Source organism: Variovorax sp. GW822-FHT04E09 (assembly GCF_058800845.1).
In genome coordinates, this window is sequence record NZ_JBXAMR010000010.1 from 47330 (window position 1) to 64057 (window position 16728).

15 protein-coding genes and 2 pseudogenes are annotated in these 16728 nt (G+C 69.3%); 11 read left to right on the top strand and 6 right to left on the bottom strand.

All coding sequences use genetic code 11. The features are described from left to right. Window positions 1-30 precede the first annotated feature (30 nt). Entirely contained in the window at window positions 31-387 is a 357-nt protein-coding gene (locus tag AC1RL8_RS28615) for a DUF2917 domain-containing protein (protein ID WP_062479754.1), read from the bottom strand. A gap of 82 nt (window positions 388-469) precedes the next feature. On the opposite strand from AC1RL8_RS28615, the gene AC1RL8_RS28620 reads away from it, so the two are divergent. After that, window positions 470-1396, top strand: coding sequence for a LysR substrate-binding domain-containing protein (locus AC1RL8_RS28620; RefSeq protein ID WP_062479753.1), 927 nt, complete (start codon window positions 470-472; stop codon window positions 1394-1396). Between the two features lies 1 nt (window position 1397). Here AC1RL8_RS28620 and AC1RL8_RS28625 read toward each other — a convergent pair whose 3' ends face one another. Next, entirely contained in the window at window positions 1398-1967 is a 570-nt protein-coding gene (locus AC1RL8_RS28625; RefSeq protein ID WP_139702187.1) for a fasciclin domain-containing protein, read from the bottom strand. Between the two features lie 397 nt (window positions 1968-2364). Between AC1RL8_RS28625 and AC1RL8_RS28630 the strand changes: the two genes are divergently transcribed. Next, entirely contained in the window at window positions 2365-2592 is a 228-nt protein-coding gene (locus tag AC1RL8_RS28630; RefSeq protein ID WP_095949708.1) for a hypothetical protein, read from the top strand. Then, the gene (locus AC1RL8_RS28635; protein ID WP_492686713.1) at window positions 2585-3367 is read left to right on the top strand and encodes a hypothetical protein; all 783 of its coding nucleotides are present in this window, start codon (window positions 2585-2587) and stop codon (window positions 3365-3367) included. Before AC1RL8_RS28630 ends, AC1RL8_RS28635 begins: the two co-directional genes overlap by 8 nt. 16 nt (window positions 3368-3383) lie before the next feature. Here the strand turns inward: AC1RL8_RS28635 and AC1RL8_RS28640 are convergent, their stop codons facing one another. Then, window positions 3384-4649, bottom strand: coding sequence for an MFS transporter (locus AC1RL8_RS28640; RefSeq protein ID WP_492686714.1), 1266 nt, complete (start codon window positions 4647-4649; stop codon window positions 3384-3386). Window positions 4650-4800: 151 nt separating this feature from the next. Then, a complete protein-coding gene (locus AC1RL8_RS28645) occupies window positions 4801-6975 on the bottom strand; it encodes a malate synthase G (RefSeq protein WP_070063724.1) in 2175 nt (724 codons plus the stop codon). A 255-nt stretch (window positions 6976-7230) separates the two neighbouring features. Between AC1RL8_RS28645 and hisC the strand changes: the two are divergent. Together hisC and AC1RL8_RS28655 are read left to right on the top strand one after the other, a co-directional pair. Further along, window positions 7231-8214, top strand: a pseudogene (gene hisC, locus AC1RL8_RS28650) (histidinol-phosphate transaminase); the annotation flags it as partial. 116 nt (window positions 8215-8330) lie between these two features. Next, a pseudogene (locus tag AC1RL8_RS28655) lies at window positions 8331-9236 on the top strand (Bug family tripartite tricarboxylate transporter substrate binding protein). 3 nt (window positions 9237-9239) lie between these two features. On the opposite strand, the gene AC1RL8_RS28660 reads toward AC1RL8_RS28655, so the two are convergent. Continuing rightward, window positions 9240-9980, bottom strand: a complete 741-nt coding sequence (locus AC1RL8_RS28660; protein ID WP_492686715.1) for an IclR family transcriptional regulator — start codon at window positions 9978-9980, stop codon at window positions 9240-9242. A gap of 89 nt (window positions 9981-10069) precedes the next feature. On the opposite strand from AC1RL8_RS28660, the gene AC1RL8_RS28665 reads away from it, so the two are divergent. The 4 genes from AC1RL8_RS28665 to AC1RL8_RS28680 all read left to right on the top strand — a co-directional run bounded on the left by AC1RL8_RS28665 (window position 10070) and on the right by AC1RL8_RS28680 (window position 13673). Then, on the top strand, window positions 10070-11005 hold the full coding sequence (locus AC1RL8_RS28665; protein WP_492686716.1) for a hydroxymethylglutaryl-CoA lyase: 936 nt from the start codon (window positions 10070-10072) through the stop codon (window positions 11003-11005). Continuing rightward, a complete protein-coding gene (locus AC1RL8_RS28670) occupies window positions 10998-12188 on the top strand; it encodes a CaiB/BaiF CoA transferase family protein (protein ID WP_492686717.1) in 1191 nt (396 codons plus the stop codon). The genes AC1RL8_RS28665 and AC1RL8_RS28670 overlap by 8 nt, the downstream gene beginning before the upstream one ends. 41 nt (window positions 12189-12229) lie before the next feature. Further along, window positions 12230-13156, top strand: coding sequence for a LysR family transcriptional regulator (locus AC1RL8_RS28675; RefSeq protein WP_062479733.1), 927 nt, complete (start codon window positions 12230-12232; stop codon window positions 13154-13156). A gap of 64 nt (window positions 13157-13220) precedes the next feature. After that, the gene (locus tag AC1RL8_RS28680) at window positions 13221-13673 is read left to right on the top strand and encodes a DUF2214 family protein (protein WP_056584391.1); all 453 of its coding nucleotides are present in this window, start codon (window positions 13221-13223) and stop codon (window positions 13671-13673) included. 86 nt (window positions 13674-13759) lie between these two features. Here the strand turns inward: AC1RL8_RS28680 and AC1RL8_RS28685 are convergent, their stop codons facing one another. Next, window positions 13760-14125 (bottom strand): hypothetical protein, encoded by a 366-nt coding sequence (locus AC1RL8_RS28685; protein ID WP_369631027.1) that lies wholly within the window; start codon window positions 14123-14125, stop codon window positions 13760-13762. A gap of 132 nt (window positions 14126-14257) precedes the next feature. On the opposite strand from AC1RL8_RS28685, the gene argS reads away from it, so the two are divergent. Together argS and AC1RL8_RS28695 are read left to right on the top strand one after the other, a co-directional pair. After that, on the top strand, window positions 14258-15943 hold the full coding sequence (gene argS / locus AC1RL8_RS28690; protein WP_070063731.1) for an arginine--tRNA ligase: 1686 nt from the start codon (window positions 14258-14260) through the stop codon (window positions 15941-15943). A gap of 14 nt (window positions 15944-15957) precedes the next feature. Next, window positions 15958-16725 (top strand): SPOR domain-containing protein, encoded by a 768-nt coding sequence (locus AC1RL8_RS28695; protein ID WP_095743351.1) that lies wholly within the window; start codon window positions 15958-15960, stop codon window positions 16723-16725. Window positions 16726-16728: the final 3 nt, after the last annotated feature.

A 16728-nucleotide genomic window follows, 5' to 3' on the forward strand; every position in this document is an offset into this window, starting at 1 on the left:
CATCGAGGTTCGATGCCACGGCGCCCGCGGTCAAGCCGGGGACAACCCGTGCAGCGCCAGTCGCCAAGGCGACCGCACGCGAGCCTGTGCGCGCGAGGCCGGGTTCGGCAGCGCGGCGGGCTGCGCGTCCGACACCGAGATGCACGACGACTCCAGCGCCGACACCAGCACGCGGCGGTGCTCGGTGCTTTCGAAGCGCTCGCCCGGCCCGAGCACGATGTCGCGCGGGTCGCGGTCGAGCGTGATCCACACCGCGCCGCTGCGGCATTCGATGCCCACGCCCGCGCCGTCGGGCACGGCGAAGACGGCGCGGCTGGGCAGGCTCACGTGGAAGCGCGAGCTCGACGAGGAGAAAAAGGTGGAAGGGGACCGGTCGGTGGTGCTCATGGGAACCTCCATTGCATTCGTGATACGAATGAATATAGTGAGCCGAACCCTCTCTTACACGCGGTCATTCGGAACTCGTTGCATGCCTCCAGAGAATGCGAAAACCCCTGCCGGCGAGCTGCCACCGCTCGAGCTGCTGCGCAGCTTCGAGGCCGCCGCGCGCCGGCTCAGCTTCACCTTGGCGGCGGGCGAGCTGCACCTCACGCAGTCGGCCGTGAGCCGGCAGATCCAGCAGCTCGAAGCCAGCCTGGGCGTGCTGCTGTTCGAGCGCCGCCACCGTGCGCTCGCGCTCACCGAGGCCGGCGGCGTGCTGCAGCGCGCCGTCACCGACAGTCTGGAGCGCCTGCGCGACGCCACTGCGCGCGTGCGCGCCAGCGCCGCGCCGCGGCAGGTGTCGATCACCACCACGCCGGGCTTCGCGTCGCTGTGGCTCATTCCGAAACTGGCGCGCTTCACCAGCACGCATCCGCAGGTCGACGTGCGTGTGTCGGCCACGCTCGACGTGCTCGACCTGGACGTGAGCCGGCTCGATCTCGCGGTGCGCTTCGTACCCATCGGCCGCGGCGTGGGTCCGGCGCTGTTCGAGGAGTCGGTGATTCCGCTGTGCGCGCCGCAGGTGGCCGCGTCGCTGCGCGAGCTGTCCGATTTTTCCAAGCTCACGCTGCTGACCATCGAGTACCCGGATCACAGCGAAGCCCCGACCGCCGACTGGGAGCCGTGGCTCAAGGTGATGGTGCTGGAAGACCTGCGCATGAAGAGCACGCTGCGCTTCTCGCAGTACGCCGATGCGGTGGCCGCCGCGGTGGCGGGGCAGGGCGTGGTGATCGGGCGCCTGCCGCTGCTGCGCGAACTGGTGCGCGACGGCCGGCTCGTGGCGCCGCTCGGCCAGGGCGTGGCATCGCACCGCGGCTACTTCATCGAGATGTCGCGGCGCGCCGCGGGCAACCGCGACGCGCAGGACTTCGCGCAATGGCTGCGCGACGAAGCGGAGGCCGCGCAGCGGAGCTGACTCAACCTGGCAGCAGCACCTTGTTGACGACGTGGATCACGCCGTTCGACTGGTAGACATTGGCGATCGTCACCGCCGCCGTGCCGCCCTTGGCGTCGGTCACCCACACCGTGCCGCCGCTCATCGTGGCCGTGAGCGTGCCGCCGCTGGCGGTCTTGAGCATCGCCTTGCCGCCGCCCGCGTTGATCGCGCTCGTCAGCGCCGCGCTGTCCATGCGTCCGGGCACCACGTGGTAGGTCAGCACCTTGGTGAGCGTGGCCTTGTTCTCGGGCTTGAGCAGCGTGTCGACCGTGCCGGCCGGCAGTGCCGCGAACGAGGCGTTGGTGGGCGCGAACACCGTGAACGGGCCCGGGCTCTTGAGCGTGGCCACGAGGTCGGCCGCCTTCACCGCGGCGACCAGCGTCGTGTGGTCCTTCGAATTCACCGCGTTGTCGACGATGTCCTTCGTCGGGTACATCGGCGCGCCGCCGACCATGGGGGTGGCGGCACTGCTGCTGGCGTTGCTCATGCCACTGCCGGCGCACGCGCCGAGCAGGACCGACACGCCGAGGGCGATCACGAGTTTTTTCATGGATGTCTCCTGGAAGGAAAGGCTCTGTGGAAACCGCCAACAGCTCGGAGGCGCGATGCGCTTGAGATGCCATACGGCGCGATGCGCGAAGCGGATTCAACCGGCGTGTGCTGTCAGCTTTGCGCCACAGCACTGCGCGCCCCGCTTGCGCGCGGCGCGAGCCCTCGCCAGAATCCGCCCTTCCTTTTTCAGCGACAGTTTTTTCCGACACCACGCCCGGCGACGATCAACCTCCCGGGCGAGAACACCAACCAATGAACCGTTCACTGAACACCTGACGCACACCGACCGCCCCGGCCGGATGTGCTCTTTCGCATCCGCCGCGGCCGAATCGACAAGGGCCCCGCGCGCAACTGCATTCGCCGGGGCCTTTTTGTTTCTTTCGGAGTGTGTGCACATGAGTGCTCAACGAAAGGCCCGCGACGACGACAAGCGTCTGGGCCGGTTCTACTTTGCGGTGCCCGCGTCGGCACCGCGCAATCCCGTGGTGGCCGCGATGGCGCGCCGCGAATCCAGCCAGGGCGCAGGCCGCCACCTGCGCACCCACCGCGCCGAGCGGCGCGCGCAGAAGGTGGCGCTGCAGAAAGCCGCGCGCGACATCGCACGGAGGGCCGACGATGCGTGACGACATGGACAAGGTGATCGTCGAGCGTCCGCGCGGCGGCTGGCGCGTGCAGGGCGATGGCCGCCCGTGGCGCAACAGCCCCGAGCGCGGTTCGCACCTGGGCATGAAGCGCGGCCTGCAGCATCCGAAATGGCTGAGCGAAAACCTCCAGCCGCTCAAGCGCTGGCTGCACAAGCAGGTGCACCGGCCGTGGGACAAGGTGTACGCCGAGCTGTGCAGCGGCATCGATCGCCGCAGCACGGTGCAGGCGCACATCTTTTTGCACGTCGACGACTTCGTGGCGCGCGACGCGGTGCTGTGCGATGGCGAGGTGCGGGTGCGACCCTACCGCTGGGGAACCCGCGACGGCGTGCCGCTGCACGAAGCGCCGGGCGTCGAGCTGTTCGTGCACCCGGTCACCGGCATCCTGCTGCCGAACCGGCGCCTGCGCGAGGCGCGCGCGGCGCGCCGTGTGGACCGGGCCGCGCGGCGGGGCGACACGCCTTACGCGGTCTACCACGTGATCGACGAGACCACGCAGTGGCACTGCGTCGACGGCTGCTGGTTCGAGGTCGTGCTGGCGAAGTTTTCTGAGCGCGCAAGCGCGACGCAGGCGGAGCCCAAGTGCTACGACGTGCTGCGCCGTTGCATGGTCACGCGCTGCGGCGCGGCGCGACGTTCAGCGCCGGGCCTGCCTACGCACTTCGACATGTATGGGCGTCACGATGTCTATGCCGTTGCCAAGCGGCAGCTGAGCCGGCGCGAGGTACGGGCGCGGTTGGGGGATGCGGCGTGAGGCCGCGTGTCGGCGATCAGGGCGTGGGACGCACTGGCACCTTCGCCCGCGGCAGCACCCAGAACGCCAGCGTCCCCGCCGCCAGCATCCCGCTCACCGTGAGGAACACCGCGCGAAACGGCTCGCTGCCCTGGGCCACGGCCCAGGAGGCGGCGACGCCGGTGGTCCATTGCATCAGCGAGACGCCGAGGAACATTGCCATGTTGAGCAGCGCCATCGCGCGGCCCGTCACGGCCGCCGGGTAGGCGTTCTTGGTGTACGCGTACAGCAGCACGCTGTAGCCCGACAGCATGCCGTAGACGATCGGCAGGCCGATGTCGATGGCGCGCGACTGCGTGAGGGCCATGGCAGCGAACATCGCCGCGCCGGCGAAGGCGCAGCGCATCATCCAGCGCGTGCGGCGCGCGCCGCCGGGGTCGAGGCGGCCGAACAGCATGGGGCTGGCCATGCCGGCGACGGTCATCACCAGCGCCACGTTGCCGCTGGCCACGAGCGAGAGGCCGTGGCGGTCGTGCAGCACGGGGCCGAGCCACAGGCCGCGCAGCGTGATGAAGGCGGCATACGACACGCAGGCGAAGCACAGCAGGCCGAGCGTGTGCGGCATGGCGAACAGCGGCAGCAGGTCGCGCACGGCCTGGCGCAGGGACTGGCGTTCGGGCGCGGGTTCGTCCGATGTAATCGTTGGTCGCGCGGGCTCGTGCACGCGCCAGAAGATGACGATCCACGAGAGCACGGCGAAGGCGGTCAGCGCGGCGTAGCCGGCGCGCCACGAGGCGGCCTCGATCAGCAGCGCCAGCGGCGTGCCGGTGAACAGGATGCCCATGCCCGCGAGGCTCATCACCAGCCCCGACATGGCGGTGAAGCGCGCGGCGTCGAAGTGCCGCGCGATGAACACGGTGCAGGCCAGGAAGGCCGGCGCGCAGCCCACGCCGATCAGCGCCTGCCCCAGCAGCAGCGCGCCGAAGCCCGGCGCCACGGTGCACAGCGCGGCGCCCGCGATGGCGAGCGGAAAGGCGGTGAGCACGGTGCGGCGCACGCCGAAGTGGTCGATCGACACGCCCATCGCGAGCTGCATGATGCCGAAGGTGAAATGGAAGGTGCCGGCCCACGTGCCCAGCGCCTGCGGCGTGAGGCCGAAGTGCTGCGTGAGCGGCGTGGCCATCATGGCGCCGACGGTGCGAAAGGCCTGGCTCAGCGCGAAGGCGGTGGCCAGTGCGACCAGCATGGCCGCGGCCGAGGTCGACCCGCGGGTCGGGGGCGGCGAAGCCGCGTGCTTGTTCATCGGGAGAAACGGAGACCGGAGAGAGAGAAGAGGGCGGCGTCGATGCTACCGGCATGTCGCGCCCCATGCAGAACGGCGCCCGAGGGCGCCGTTCGTTGCGTGTCTCCGAGGCGTCAGTGCCGGCGGAGGCCGGCACTGCGCAAGGCGCGCGTCAGGCCGCGGCCTTGACCTTCAGGCGCCAGGCGTGCAGCAGCGGCTCGGTGTAGCCGCTGGGCTGCTCGATGCCCTTGAACACGAGGTCTTGCGCGGCCTTGTAGGCGGCCGAGGTGTCGAAGTGGCCGGCCATCGGCTGGTACAGCGCGTCGCCGGCGTTCTGCTCGTCGACCACCTTGGCCATGCGCTGGAAGGCCTCGTCGACCTGCGCCTTCGTGACCACGCCGTGCAGCAGCCAGTTGGCGATGTGCTGGCTCGAGATGCGCAGCGTGGCGCGGTCTTCCATGAGGCCGACGTTGTGGATGTCGGGCACCTTCGAGCATCCCACGCCCTGGTCGACCCAGCGCACCACGTAGCCCAGGATGCCCTGCACGTTGTTGTCGATTTCCTGCTGCTTCTCGGCGTCGGTCCACTTCGCCTGCGCAGCGATCGGCACCTGCAGCAGCGCGTTCAGGATGTTCTCGCGCTCGCCGTCGGCGTCGATCTTTTCCAGTTCCTGCTGCACGGCGGTCACGCTGACCTGGTGGTAGTGCAGCGCGTGCAGCGTGGCGGCGGTCGGCGAGGGCACCCAGGCGGTGTTGGCGCCGGCCTTGGGGTGGGCGATCTTCTGCTCGAGCATCGCGGCCATCAGGTCGGGCATGGCCCACATGCCCTTGCCGATCTGCGCCTTGCCGCGCAGGCCGCAGTTCAGGCCGACGAGCACGTTGTTCTTTTCGTAGGCGCCGATCCAGGCGCTGGACTTCATGTCGCCCTTGCGGATCATCGGGCCGCCCTGCATGGCGGTGTGCATCTCGTCGCCGGTGCGGTCCAGGAAGCCGGTGTTGATGAAGGCCACGCGCGCGGCGGCCTCGGCGATGCAGGCCTGCAGGTTCACGCTGGTGCGGCGCTCCTCGTCCATGATGCCGAGCTTGACGGTGTTGGCGGGCAGGCCGAGCAGCTGCTCGACGCGGCCGAACAGCTCGCTGGCAAAGGCGACTTCGGCCGGGCCGTGCATCTTGGGCTTGACGATGTAGATGCTGCCGGTGCGCGAGTTGCCCTTGCGCTTGACGTCGATCATGGCGATGGTGGTGGTGACCACGGCGTCCAGGATGCCTTCAGGGATTTCCTTGCCGCCTTCGTACAGGATGGCCGGGTTGGTCATCAGGTGGCCCACGTTGCGCAGGAACATGAGCGAGCGGCCGTGCAGCTTCAGCGGCTGGCCGTTGGCGCCCGTGTACTCGCGGTCGGCGTTCAGGCCGCGCGTGAAGGTCTTGCCGCCCTTGGCGACTTCTTCGGTGAGCGTGCCCTGCACGATGCCCAGCCAGTTCGCGTACGCGACGACCTTGTCGGCCGCGTCGACCACGGCCACCGAGTCTTCCAGGTCGAGGATGGTCGAGAGCGCGGCTTCGAGCACGAGGTCGCTCACGCCGGCCGCATCGCTCTTGCCGATGGCGGTGCTGCGGTCGATGCGGATGTCCAGGTGGATGCCGTTGTGCTTGAGCAGCACCGACGACGGCGCGGCGGCGTCGCCCTGGTAGCCGACGAACTGCGACGCATCGGCCAGGCCGGTGGTGCTGCCCTGCAGCGCGACGACCAGCTGGCCGTCCTTCACGCTGTAGCCGGTGGCGTTCTTGTGCGAACCATTGGCCAGCGGGGCGGCCTGGTCGAGCACGTTGCGCGCGAACTCGATGACCTTGGCGCCGCGCACGGGGTTGTAGCCCTTGCCCTTTTCGGCGCCGCCGGTTTCGGGGATGGCGTCGGTGCCGTACAGCGCGTCGTACAGCGAACCCCAGCGCGCGTTGGCGGCGTTCAGGGCGTAGCGCGCGTTCAGGATCGGCACCACCAGCTGCGGGCCGGCCTGCAGCGCGAGTTCTGAGTCGACGTTGGCCGTGGTGGCCTTCACGCCCTTGGGCTGCGGCAGCAGGTAGCCGATCTTTTCCAGGAAGGCGCGGTAGGCCGGCATGTCGGCGATCGGGCCGGGGTTCTTCTTGTGCCAGGCGTCGAGTTCGCTCTGCAGGCGGTCGCGCTCGGCGAGCAGGGCGACGTTCTTGGGCGCCAGGTCATGGACGATGGCGTCGAAGCCCTTCCAGAACACGTCGCTGGCCACGCCGCTGGCGGGCAGGACCTTCTCTTCGACGAAGCGGTGCAGTTCGGTCGCGACCTGGAGTCGGTGGGCGGTGGTGCGGTCGGTCATGTGTTTCTCCTTGGGGAACGCAATGCAAAAAACAGGAAATCGGGGGCGGCGCAGCAGTGGGGCGCACTTGCCCCAGGTGAAGCCATGGGAGAACTGTATTCGATACTTTGCGGGCCAGTAAGAGCCGAAAGTGAGATTTATCTGTGACAAAAATGAAGGTAATCGATAAGAGCCCAAGCGCCGCTTCAAAGGGTAGGCCCTGAGGCCGGGCCGGTGGCAGCTGTATATATTTAACTTCTTAAATAATCAGCTCCCGCCGCAATGATCCTCCTGGCTTCCAACGAAAACCCGCTCGGCATGCCCGAGTCGGCCCGCCGCGCTGCGGCCGCCGCCCTCGAAGGTGCGGGCAACTACCCCGACAGCAACGGCACCGCGCTCAAGCAGGCGCTGGCCGCGCGGCTCGACGTGCCGCCCGAGTGGCTCACGCTGGGCAGCGGGTCGAGCGAAATCCTCGAGCTTGCGGCGCAGGTCAGCCTGAAGCCCGGCGAGAACGTCGTCTATTCGCAGTACGGTTTCATCGTCTATGCGGCGGCCACGGCGCACGCCCACGCGCGCGCCACCGTCGTGCCCTCGCGCGACTTCGGCCACGATCTGGACGCGATGCGCGCCGCCATCGGCGACGACACGAAGCTGGTCTTCGTGGCCAACCCGAACAACCCGACCGGCACCTTCATCGATGCTGCGCCGCTGCGCGAGTTTCTGCAATCGGTGCCCGCGCACGTGACGGTGCTGCTCGACGAGGCCTACACCGAGTACCTGTCGCCCACGCAGCGCTACGACAGCATCGAATGGGTGCGCCGCCTGCCCAACCTGATCGTGGCGCGCACCTTCTCCAAGGCTTTCGGCCTGGCGGGGCTGCGCATCGGCTACGGCGTGTCGCAGCCGGCGCTCACGGCGCGCATGAACGCGCACCGCCCGCGCTTCAATGTGACGACGCCGGCCCAGGCCGCGGCCGTGGCGGCGCTGGGCGACACCGACTTCCTGGCGCGCACCTACGAACTCAACACCGCCGGGCGCGAGCAGCTCGCCGCGGGCTTCGCCGCGCTGGGCCTGCCGCACGTGCCGTCGTCGGGCAACTTCGTGATGGTGCAGGTCGGCGACGCGCCGGCCGTGCACGCGCGCCTGCTGGCCGCCGGCATCGAGGTCTCGCTGCTCGGCCCTTATGGCCTGCCGCAATGGCTGCGCGTGAGCGTCGGCCTGCCGGCGCAGAACGAGGCGCTGCTGGCCGCGCTGCGCTGACGGCTACACGCACAGAGCACACCGAAGAACAACCACCCCGAGGAGACCGCCCCATGCAACGCCGCCAGTTCGCAGCGCAGGCCGCTGCCGTCATCACTGCCACGGCGCTCGCGCCGATGGCGTTCGCGCAGGAGCGCACGGTGCGCATCCTGATCGGCTTTCCGCCGGGCGGCTCGGCCGACGTGGTCGCGCGGATCCTGGCCGACAAGATGCGCGTGTCGCTCGGACAGAACGTCATCGTCGACAACAAGCCCGGCGCGGCCGGCCGGCTGGCGCTGGCCGAACTCAAGCGCTCGCCGCCGGACGGCAGCGTGCTCATCTTCTCGCCCAGCGGCGCGATGGTGATCCACCCGTGGCTGTATTCGAACCTCGGCTACGACACGGTGAAGGACTTCACGCCGATCTCGCTCGGCAGCACCTTCGACTTCGCGGTCACGGCCGGGCCGGGTGCGCCGGCGGGCGACCTGAAGGCGGTGCTGGCCTAGATGAAGGCCAACCCGGGCAAGGCCAATTACGCGACCTCGGGCGCCGGCACGGTGCCGCACTTCGCGGGCCAGCTGCTGGCACAGGCCTCGGGCGTGCCGATGACGCACGTCGCCTACCGCGGCGGCGCGCCGGCCGCGCAGGACCTCATCGGCGGACAGGTGCCGCTGATGGTCGACACCGCCTCGGAAACCATCGAGCACCACCGCGCGGGCAAGGTCCGCATCCTCGCGGTGACGGGCGAAAAGCGCAGCCGCGCGCTGCCCGACGTGCCGACGCTGAAGGAGGCCGGCATCAACGTGACGGCCGATGCCTTCTTCGGGCTGTATGGCCCGCCGGGCATGTCGCCCGAGCTGGTCGCGCGCATCGACAAGGCCGTGGCCGACGCGCTGCGCATGCCCGATGTGCAGGAAAAAATCTACGCGCTGGGCCTCGTGCCGGCGCATGCGGGGCCGGCGGAGCTGGCGACGATCCAGGCGACGCACCTGAAGCGGTGGGAACTGCCGATCAAGAATTCCGGCTTCAAGGCTGAATCCTGATGCTCAGACCTGCCCGCTGAGCGCCTTCGCCGCCGCGCGCACGGGCTCGATGTAGGCTGCGTCGTAGCGGTGCGTCGGCATCGTCAGCGTGACCGCCGCGGCCAGGCCGCCATCCGCATGGAACACCGGCGCCGAGATGCCCGCCAGCTCGGCCGTGCGGTCGCCCACCAGCGCGCAATAGCCTTGCGCGCGGATCGCGTCGTACAGCTTGCGTTCCCTGGCGCCACGCGGCCGCTCGGCCTCGGGCCCGAAGGCGATCAGCACGCGCGCGCCCGCGCCCCGGTCGTTGGGCAGCAGGTCGCCCGCGCGCACGTGGTCGCGCACGACGTGCGACGAATCGACGCGGAACTGGCACAGCCGCACCCAGCTATCGCCCTGGTCCTGCCGCACGTGGTACGCCGCGCTCTCGCCGGTGGCGGCGGCGAGCGTGCGCAGCACCGGCAGCACGAGGCGGTCGAGCGACTGCGACGCCGCGTACAGCCCGTGCAGCCGCGCGATCTCCAGCCCCAGCGCATAGCGCCCGTCGTCCTGCCGGCGGATCAGCCGCGCATGTTCGAGCGAGGCCAGCAGGCGCAGCACCGTGCTCTTGTAGAGCTGCGTGCGCTCGGCGAACTGGGCGAGCGACAGCGCCTCGTCGCCAGGCCGGAAGGCCGACAGCAGGCTCAGCGCGCGGTCGACCGCGGCGGCGCCGCCGGGGGCGGCGTTGAGGTCGGACACCGATTCGGTCTGGGCTTTGCGGGGCATGGCGTGGCTTGACAGTCGGCGGGCTTGCCGATTTAATTCTGTTTAACAGAATATAGTTCTGCAAGATAGAACAGTCAAGAAAGCACCCGATGACCTCCCCCGACGTTCTCATCAGCGAGGTCGGTCCGCGCGACGGCCTGCAGTCCGTGAAGGCCACCATGCCCACGGCCGACAAGCTGCGCTGGATCGACGCGCTGCATGCCGCCGGCTTGCGCGAGATCGAGGTCGCCTCCTTCGTGCCCGCGAAGCTGCTGCCGCAGATGGCCGACGCCGCCGAGGTGGTGCGCCACGCCGTCACGCTGCCCGGCCTCGTGGTGATGGCGCTGGTGCCCAACCGCAAGGGCGCGCAGGCCGCGCTCGAGGCGGGCGTGCACAAGCTCACGATGCCGGTGTCGGCCAGCGTGGCGCATTCGCTGGCCAACGTGCGCAAGACGCCGACCGAGATGGTCGAGGAGGTGCGCGCCATCGCCGAACTGCGCCGCGCCGTCGCGCCGCAGGTGAAGCTCGAAGCCGGCATCTCCACCGCCTTCGGCTGCACGCTGCAGGGCTTGGTGCCGGAAGACGACGTGATCCGCCTGGCCGTGCAGTGCGTCGAGGCCGGCGCGCAGGAGGTCGGCCTGTCGGACACCGTGGGTTACGCCAATCCCGCGCAGGTGCGCCGCCTCTTCAAGCGGCTGCGCGCCGAACTCGGCGTGCACGCGGGCGCGGCCCACATGCACAACACGCGCGGCCTGGGCATCGCCAATTGCCTGGCCGCGTGGGACGAGGGCGTGCGCACCTTCGACGCCTCGCTCGGCGGCCTCGGCGGCTGCCCTTATGCGCCGGGCGCCTCGGGCAACGCCGTCACCGAAGACCTCGTCTTCATGTTCGAGGCCATGGGCGTGCGCACCGGCATCGACATCGACAAACTCATCGCGGCGCGTGCGCCGCTCAAGGCCGGCCTGCCCGGCGAGCCGGTTTACGGCATGACGCCCGAAGCCGGCCTGCCCAAGGGCTTTGTCCAGGAAACCCTCTCTCATGTCTGAAGCCAATCCCTTGCCCTACGCGGGCGTGCGCGTCGTCGAGTTCACCCACATGGTCATGGGCCCGACCTGCGGCCTGTTGCTGGCCGACCTGGGCGCCGAGGTCATCAAGGTCGAGCCCATCGAAGGCGACAACACGCGCCGCCTGCTGGGCTCGGGCGCGGGCTTCTTCCCGACCTTCAACCGCAACAAGAAGAGCATCGCGCTCGACCTGAAGAAGCCCGAGGGCGTGGAGGCTGCGCTGCGCCTCATCGCCACCGCCGACATCGTGAGCGAGAACTTCAAGCCCGGCACGATGAAGAAACTGGGGCTCGATTACGACACGCTGGCCAAGCTCAACCCGCGCCTCATCTACGTGAGCCACAAGGGCTTCCTGCCCGGCCCGTACGACCACCGCACCGCGCTCGACGAGGTGGTGCAGATGATGGGCGGCCTGGCCTACATGACCGGCCGCGCCGGCGACCCGCTGCGCGCGGGCACCAGCGTGAACGACATCATGGGCGGCATGTTCGGCGCCATCGGCGCGATGGCCGCGCTGCGCCAGCGCGAGCTCACCGGCAAGGGCTGCGAGGTGCAGTCGGCGCTGTTCGAGAACAACGTGTTCCTCGTCGCGCAGCACATGATGCAGTTCGCGGCCACCGGCAAGGCCGCCGACCCGATGCCCAGCCGCATCTCGGCCTGGGCCGTGTACGACGTGTTCACGGTGAAGGACGGCGAGCAGATCTTCCTGGCGGCCGTGAGCGACAAGCAGTGGGCCATCTTCTGCAAGGCCTTCGGCCTCGAGGAGATGCTGGCCGACCCGCGCCTGAAGACCAACAACGACCGCGTGCGCGCACGCGAGTGGATGATGCCGATCCTGCGCTCGCACCTCGCCAACCACAGCGCGGCCGAACTCAGCGCGGTGTTCGAGCAGCACGAGCTGCCCTTCGCGCCCATCACCAAGCCGCAAGAATTGTTCGACGACCCGCACCTGAACGCCACCGGCGGCCTCGCACCCGTGCGCATGAACGACGGCCACATGGCCAAGGTGCCGCTCGCGCCGTTCACGCTGGGCGGCGAACGCCCCGGCATCCGCCTGCAGCCGCCGCACATCGGCGAGCACAGCGAGGCGCTGCTGAAGGAGGTGGGCTACAGCGACGGCGACATCGCCGCGCTGCGGGCGCAAGGCGTCACGGCCGGCGACTGAACCCCTGCTCCATGCGCGGCGGGCGATATAGTTCCCGCGCCATGGACCGCCTCAAGCAGCTCGAATCCTTTGTCTCGGTCGCGACCCGCGGCAGCCTCACCGCGGCGGCCAAGGCGGAAGGCGTGGCGCCCGCGATCATGGGCCGGCGCATCGACGCGCTCGAAGAGCGCCTGGGCGTCAAGCTGCTGGTGCGCACCACGCGCCGCATCGCGCTCACGCACGAAGGCAGCGCCTTTCTCGAAGACTGCCAGCGCCTCCTGACCGAGTTCGCGAACGCCGAGGCCAGCGTGAGCGCCGGCGGCGTGAAGGCCAGCGGCCACCTGCGCGTGACGGCGCCGGCCGGCTTCGGCCGCCGCCATGTCGCGCCGCTGGTGCCGCGCTTTCATGCGCTGCATCCCGAGGTGACGATCTCGCTGAACCTCAGCGACCGCGTGGTCGACGTCACCGGCGAGAGCTTCGACTGCGCCGTGCGCGTGGGCGACCTGCCCGACTCGTCGCTGGTGAGCGTGCGCCTGGCCGACAACCGCCGCCGCTGCGTCGCCACGCCCGAGTTCCTGCGCCGCCACGGCGCGCCCAAACACCCGGGCGAGCTGTCGCGCTTTGCCTGCCTCACGCTGTCGAGCGACGCCTCGCAGACGCGCGGCTGGGCCTTTCGCATTACCAGCGAGGAGGGCGTGCAGGAACTCATCCATCTGCGCCCCAGCGGCCCGCTCGACTGTTCCGACGGCCAGGTGCTGCACGACTGGTGCCTCGCGGGCCACGGCATCGCGTGGCGCAGCACCTGGGAGGTCGAGGCCGAGATCGACGCCGGCCTGCTCGTGCCCCTGCTCGACGACTTCGCCGCGCCGCCCAACGGCATCTATGCGGTGTTCACAGGCACCAAGCACCTGCCGCTGCGCGTGCGACTGTGGCTTGATTTCCTCAAAGCGCAGTACGGGCAGCCGGAATTCTGGGGCGGGCGGTCCTGAAATCGTGACCGGGCGGCACAATGCTTTTTGCATTTGCTTGCAACCCCGATGAAGAAAGTTTCCGATGACCCTCGAAGCCATCCTCGCCTACCTGCATCTGTTGGCCATCCTCACGATGGTCGTGTTCATCTCCAGTGAAGCCGCGCTGTGCCGCGTGCAATGGCTCAATGCCGCCGTGGTCGAGCGGCTGGCCAAGGTCGACATGGTCTACGGCATCGCCGCCATCGCGGTGCTGGCCACCGGCATCGCGCGCACCTGGTGGGGCGTGAAGGGCACGGCCTGGTACTGGACCAACCCGCTGCTGCACGTGAAGCTCACGCTGTTCATCATCGTGGGCGTGCTGTCGATCTTCCCGACGCTGACCTACTTCCGCTGGCGCAAGACGCTGCGCGCCACGGGCAAGCTGCCGGCAGAGGCCGACATCCTGAAGACGCGCAAGCTGGTGATGATCCAGGCGCACCTGATCGCGCTGATCCCGCTGGTGGCGGTGTTCCTGGCGCGCGGCTTCGGCAAGTAATCAATTCAAAAGACAAAAAGAAAAGGCCCGCATGAGCGGGCCCTTCGGGAGTAACAAATGTCAGCGCCACACGGCGCCGCGCCGGATCAGGCCTTGGCCGCGTCGGCTTCGCACTTCTTCATGAAGCTGTTCTTGGCGGCACCGGCCAGGGCCTTGCCGTTCTTGTCGACCGCCTTGGCGGCGCAGGCGGGTCCGGCGGCGGCCTTGGTGCACTTCTTCATGAAGCTGTTCTTGGCGGCGCCGGCCAGGGGCTTGCCGTTCTTGTCGATCGCCTTGGCATCGCAGCTGGCGCCACCGGCGGGTGCGGCCGCAGCGGCAGGGGCTGCCGCAGGTGCGGCGGCGGCAGCGGGGGCCACGACCGGGGCGGGTGCCTTGTCCTGCGCGTAGGCGCTGAACGACAGGCAGGCGCCGAGCGCGACGGTGGAGGCGACCAGGGAAAGGAGCTTCTTCATGGTGGATATGTCCTTGCAAGGTTGGGTTGTGACAGACGCCCCGCCTCGGGGCCGACCATCCTAACGGGCGACATCGCCCATCGGATGACGATCGTTAACTGGGTCCGGGTTTGCCCCCGGTAAAATTCACAGATGCTATTGGTCAAACAGGAGCTGCTCGCGGCGCTCGCGAACACGCTCGAAACCCTCTCTCCCGGCGCTGGCGCCAAAGCCGCGTTCGAGTCGCCCAAGGTGGCGGCGCACGGCGATTTCGCCAGCACCGCTGCCATGCAGCTCGCCAAGCCGCTGGGGCGCAAGCCCCGCGAACTGGCCGAGGAACTGAGCGCTGCGCTGCTCGCCACCCCCGCTTTTGGCCAATGGGTCGAGGCCATCGAGATCGCCGGCCCCGGCTTCCTCAACATCCGCCTGAAGGCCGCCGCCAAGCAGCAGATCGTGCGCGAGGTGCTGGCCGCCGGCGAAACCTTCGGCCAGCAGCCCGCCACGGGCGAGAAGGTGCTGGTCGAGTTCGTGTCGGCCAACCCGACCGGTCCGCTGCACGTCGGCCACGGCCGCCAGGCCGCGCTGGGCGACGCCATCTGCAACCTGCAGGCTTCGCAGGGCCAGAGCGTGTGGCGCGAGTTCTATTACAACGACGCCGGCGTGCAGATCCAGACGCTGGCCAACAGCACCCAGCTGCGCGCCAAGGGCTTCAAGCCCGGCGACCCCGAGTGGCCCAGCGGCGAAAAGGCCCCGGCCTACAACGGCGACTACATCGCCGACATCGCCGAGGACTTCAAGGCCAAGAAGACCGTCAAGTCGGACGACCGCGAGTACACCGCCAGCGGTGACATCGACGACCTGGACAGCATCCGCGAATTCGCCGTGGCCTACCTGCGCCGCGAGCAGGACCTCGATCTGCAGGCCTTCCGCGTGCGCTTCGACAACTACTACCTCGAGTCCAGCCTCTACACCAGCGGCCGCGTCGAGGCGGCCGTGGCCAAGCTCGTGGCCGCCGGCAAGACCTACGAGCAGGACGGCGCGCTGTGGCTGAAGTCGACCGACTACGGCGACGACAAAGACCGCGTGATGAAGAAGCAGGACGGCACGTACACCTACTTCGTGCCCGACGTCGCGTACCACATCGCCAAGTGGGAGCGCGGCTTCCACAAGGTCGTGAACATCCAGGGCACCGACCACCACGGCACCATCGCGCGCGTGCGCGCCGGCCTGCAGGCCGCGGGCGAAGGCATTCCCGAGGGCTACCCCGACTACGTGCTGCACACCATGGTGCGCGTCATGAAGGGAGGCGAAGAGGTCAAGATCAGCAAGCGCGCCGGCAGCTACGTCACGCTGCGCGACCTGATCGAGTGGACCAGCACCGATGCCGTGCGCTTCTTCCTGCTCAGCCGCAAGCCCGACACCGAATACACCTTCGACGTCGACCTGGCGGTCACCAAGAACAACGACAACCCCGTGTACTACGTGCAGTACGCCCACGCGCGCATCTGCTCGGTGCTCGCGGCCTGGGGCGGCGACGTGGCCGCGCTCAAGGCGGTCGACCTGTCGCCGCTGGACAGCCCGGCGGCCCAGGCGCTGATGCTGCTGCTGGCCAAGTACCCGGCCATGCTGACGGCGGCAGCGAAGGATTTCGCCCCGCACGACGTGACTTTCTACCTGCGCGAACTCGCGGCCAGCTACCACAGCTACTACGATGCCGAGCGCATCCTGGTGGACGACGAGCCGGTCAAGCTGGCGCGTCTCGCACTCGTCGCAGCGGCCGCGCAGGTGCTGCACAATGGCCTCGCGATCCTCGGCGTCAGTGCGCCGAGCAAGATGTGAATCACCCTCTGAACATGAAGAAGACAAGCAGACAACGCGGCAACATCGTCATCGGGCTGATCATTGGCCTGGTGCTCGGTCTGGGCGTCGCCCTGGGCATCGCGGTCTACGTCACCAAGGTGCCGATCCCGTTCGTCAACAAGACGCAACGCGGCGGTGCCGAGCAGGACGAAGCCGAAGCCCGCAAGAACCGCGACTGGGACCCGAACGCGCCGCTGGCCGGCAAGGCCGGCGCGCCCAAGCCCGCCGCCACGCCGCCGGCCGCCACGGCCACCGGCCCGGTGAACCCGATCACCGGCGCGCCCGCCACCGTGGCGCCCGGCACGCCGCCCGTCGCCACCGCGCCGGTCACCGCCCCGGCCCCCGTGGTGGTGGCGCCCAAGCCGGCGCGCCCCGCGCCGGTGCCGGCCGAAGCCAACGCCCTGCCGCCGTCGAACGATCCGCTGGGCGACCTCGCCCGCGCCCGTGCGGGCGGCAGCACGACCACCGCGTCCGCCGCGCCGAGCCACACGGCCGCCGCCGCACCGTCGTCCTCGGGTGCCGATCCCTTCATGTACTTCGTGCAGGCCGGCGCCTTCCGCACCACCGACGACGCCGAGGCGCAGCGCGCCAAGCTGTCGCTCATGGGCGTCGAGGCCAAGGTCACCGAGCGCGAGCAGGCCGGTCGCACGGTCTACCGCGTGCGCGCGGGCCCGTTCAACAAGAAGGACGACGCCGACCGGCTCAAGGAACGGCTCGACGGCGGCGGTCTCGAATCGGCGCTGGTGCGCGTGCAGCGCTGACCG

Excerpts from the sequence above, each read along its gene's own strand:
- AC1RL8_RS28615 (WP_062479754.1), bottom strand. The coding sequence starts at position 387 with ATGAGCACCACCGACCGGTCCCCTTCCACCTTTTTCTCCTCGTCGAGC.
- AC1RL8_RS28680 (WP_056584391.1), top strand. The coding sequence starts at position 13,221 with ATGACCCTCGAAGCCATCCTCGCCTACCTGCATCTGTTGGCCATCCTC.
- AC1RL8_RS28645 (WP_070063724.1), bottom strand. The coding sequence starts at position 6,975 with ATGACCGACCGCACCACCGCCCACCGACTCCAGGTCGCGACCGAACTG.
- AC1RL8_RS28630 (WP_095949708.1), top strand. The coding sequence starts at position 2,365 with ATGAGTGCTCAACGAAAGGCCCGCGACGACGACAAGCGTCTGGGCCGG.
- AC1RL8_RS28635 (WP_492686713.1), top strand. The coding sequence starts at position 2,585 with ATGCGTGACGACATGGACAAGGTGATCGTCGAGCGTCCGCGCGGCGGC.
- AC1RL8_RS28625 (WP_139702187.1), bottom strand. The coding sequence starts at position 1,967 with ATGAAAAAACTCGTGATCGCCCTCGGCGTGTCGGTCCTGCTCGGCGCG.
- AC1RL8_RS28665 (WP_492686716.1), top strand. The coding sequence starts at position 10,070 with ATGACCTCCCCCGACGTTCTCATCAGCGAGGTCGGTCCGCGCGACGGC.
- AC1RL8_RS28685 (WP_369631027.1), bottom strand. The coding sequence starts at position 14,125 with ATGAAGAAGCTCCTTTCCCTGGTCGCCTCCACCGTCGCGCTCGGCGCC.
- argS (WP_070063731.1), top strand. The coding sequence starts at position 14,258 with ATGCTATTGGTCAAACAGGAGCTGCTCGCGGCGCTCGCGAACACGCTC.
- AC1RL8_RS28620 (WP_062479753.1), top strand. The coding sequence starts at position 470 with ATGCCTCCAGAGAATGCGAAAACCCCTGCCGGCGAGCTGCCACCGCTC.
- AC1RL8_RS28675 (WP_062479733.1), top strand. The coding sequence starts at position 12,230 with ATGGACCGCCTCAAGCAGCTCGAATCCTTTGTCTCGGTCGCGACCCGC.
- AC1RL8_RS28695 (WP_095743351.1), top strand. The coding sequence starts at position 15,958 with ATGAAGAAGACAAGCAGACAACGCGGCAACATCGTCATCGGGCTGATC.
- AC1RL8_RS28670 (WP_492686717.1), top strand. The coding sequence starts at position 10,998 with ATGTCTGAAGCCAATCCCTTGCCCTACGCGGGCGTGCGCGTCGTCGAG.
- AC1RL8_RS28660 (WP_492686715.1), bottom strand. The coding sequence starts at position 9,980 with ATGCCCCGCAAAGCCCAGACCGAATCGGTGTCCGACCTCAACGCCGCC.
- AC1RL8_RS28640 (WP_492686714.1), bottom strand. The coding sequence starts at position 4,649 with ATGAACAAGCACGCGGCTTCGCCGCCCCCGACCCGCGGGTCGACCTCG.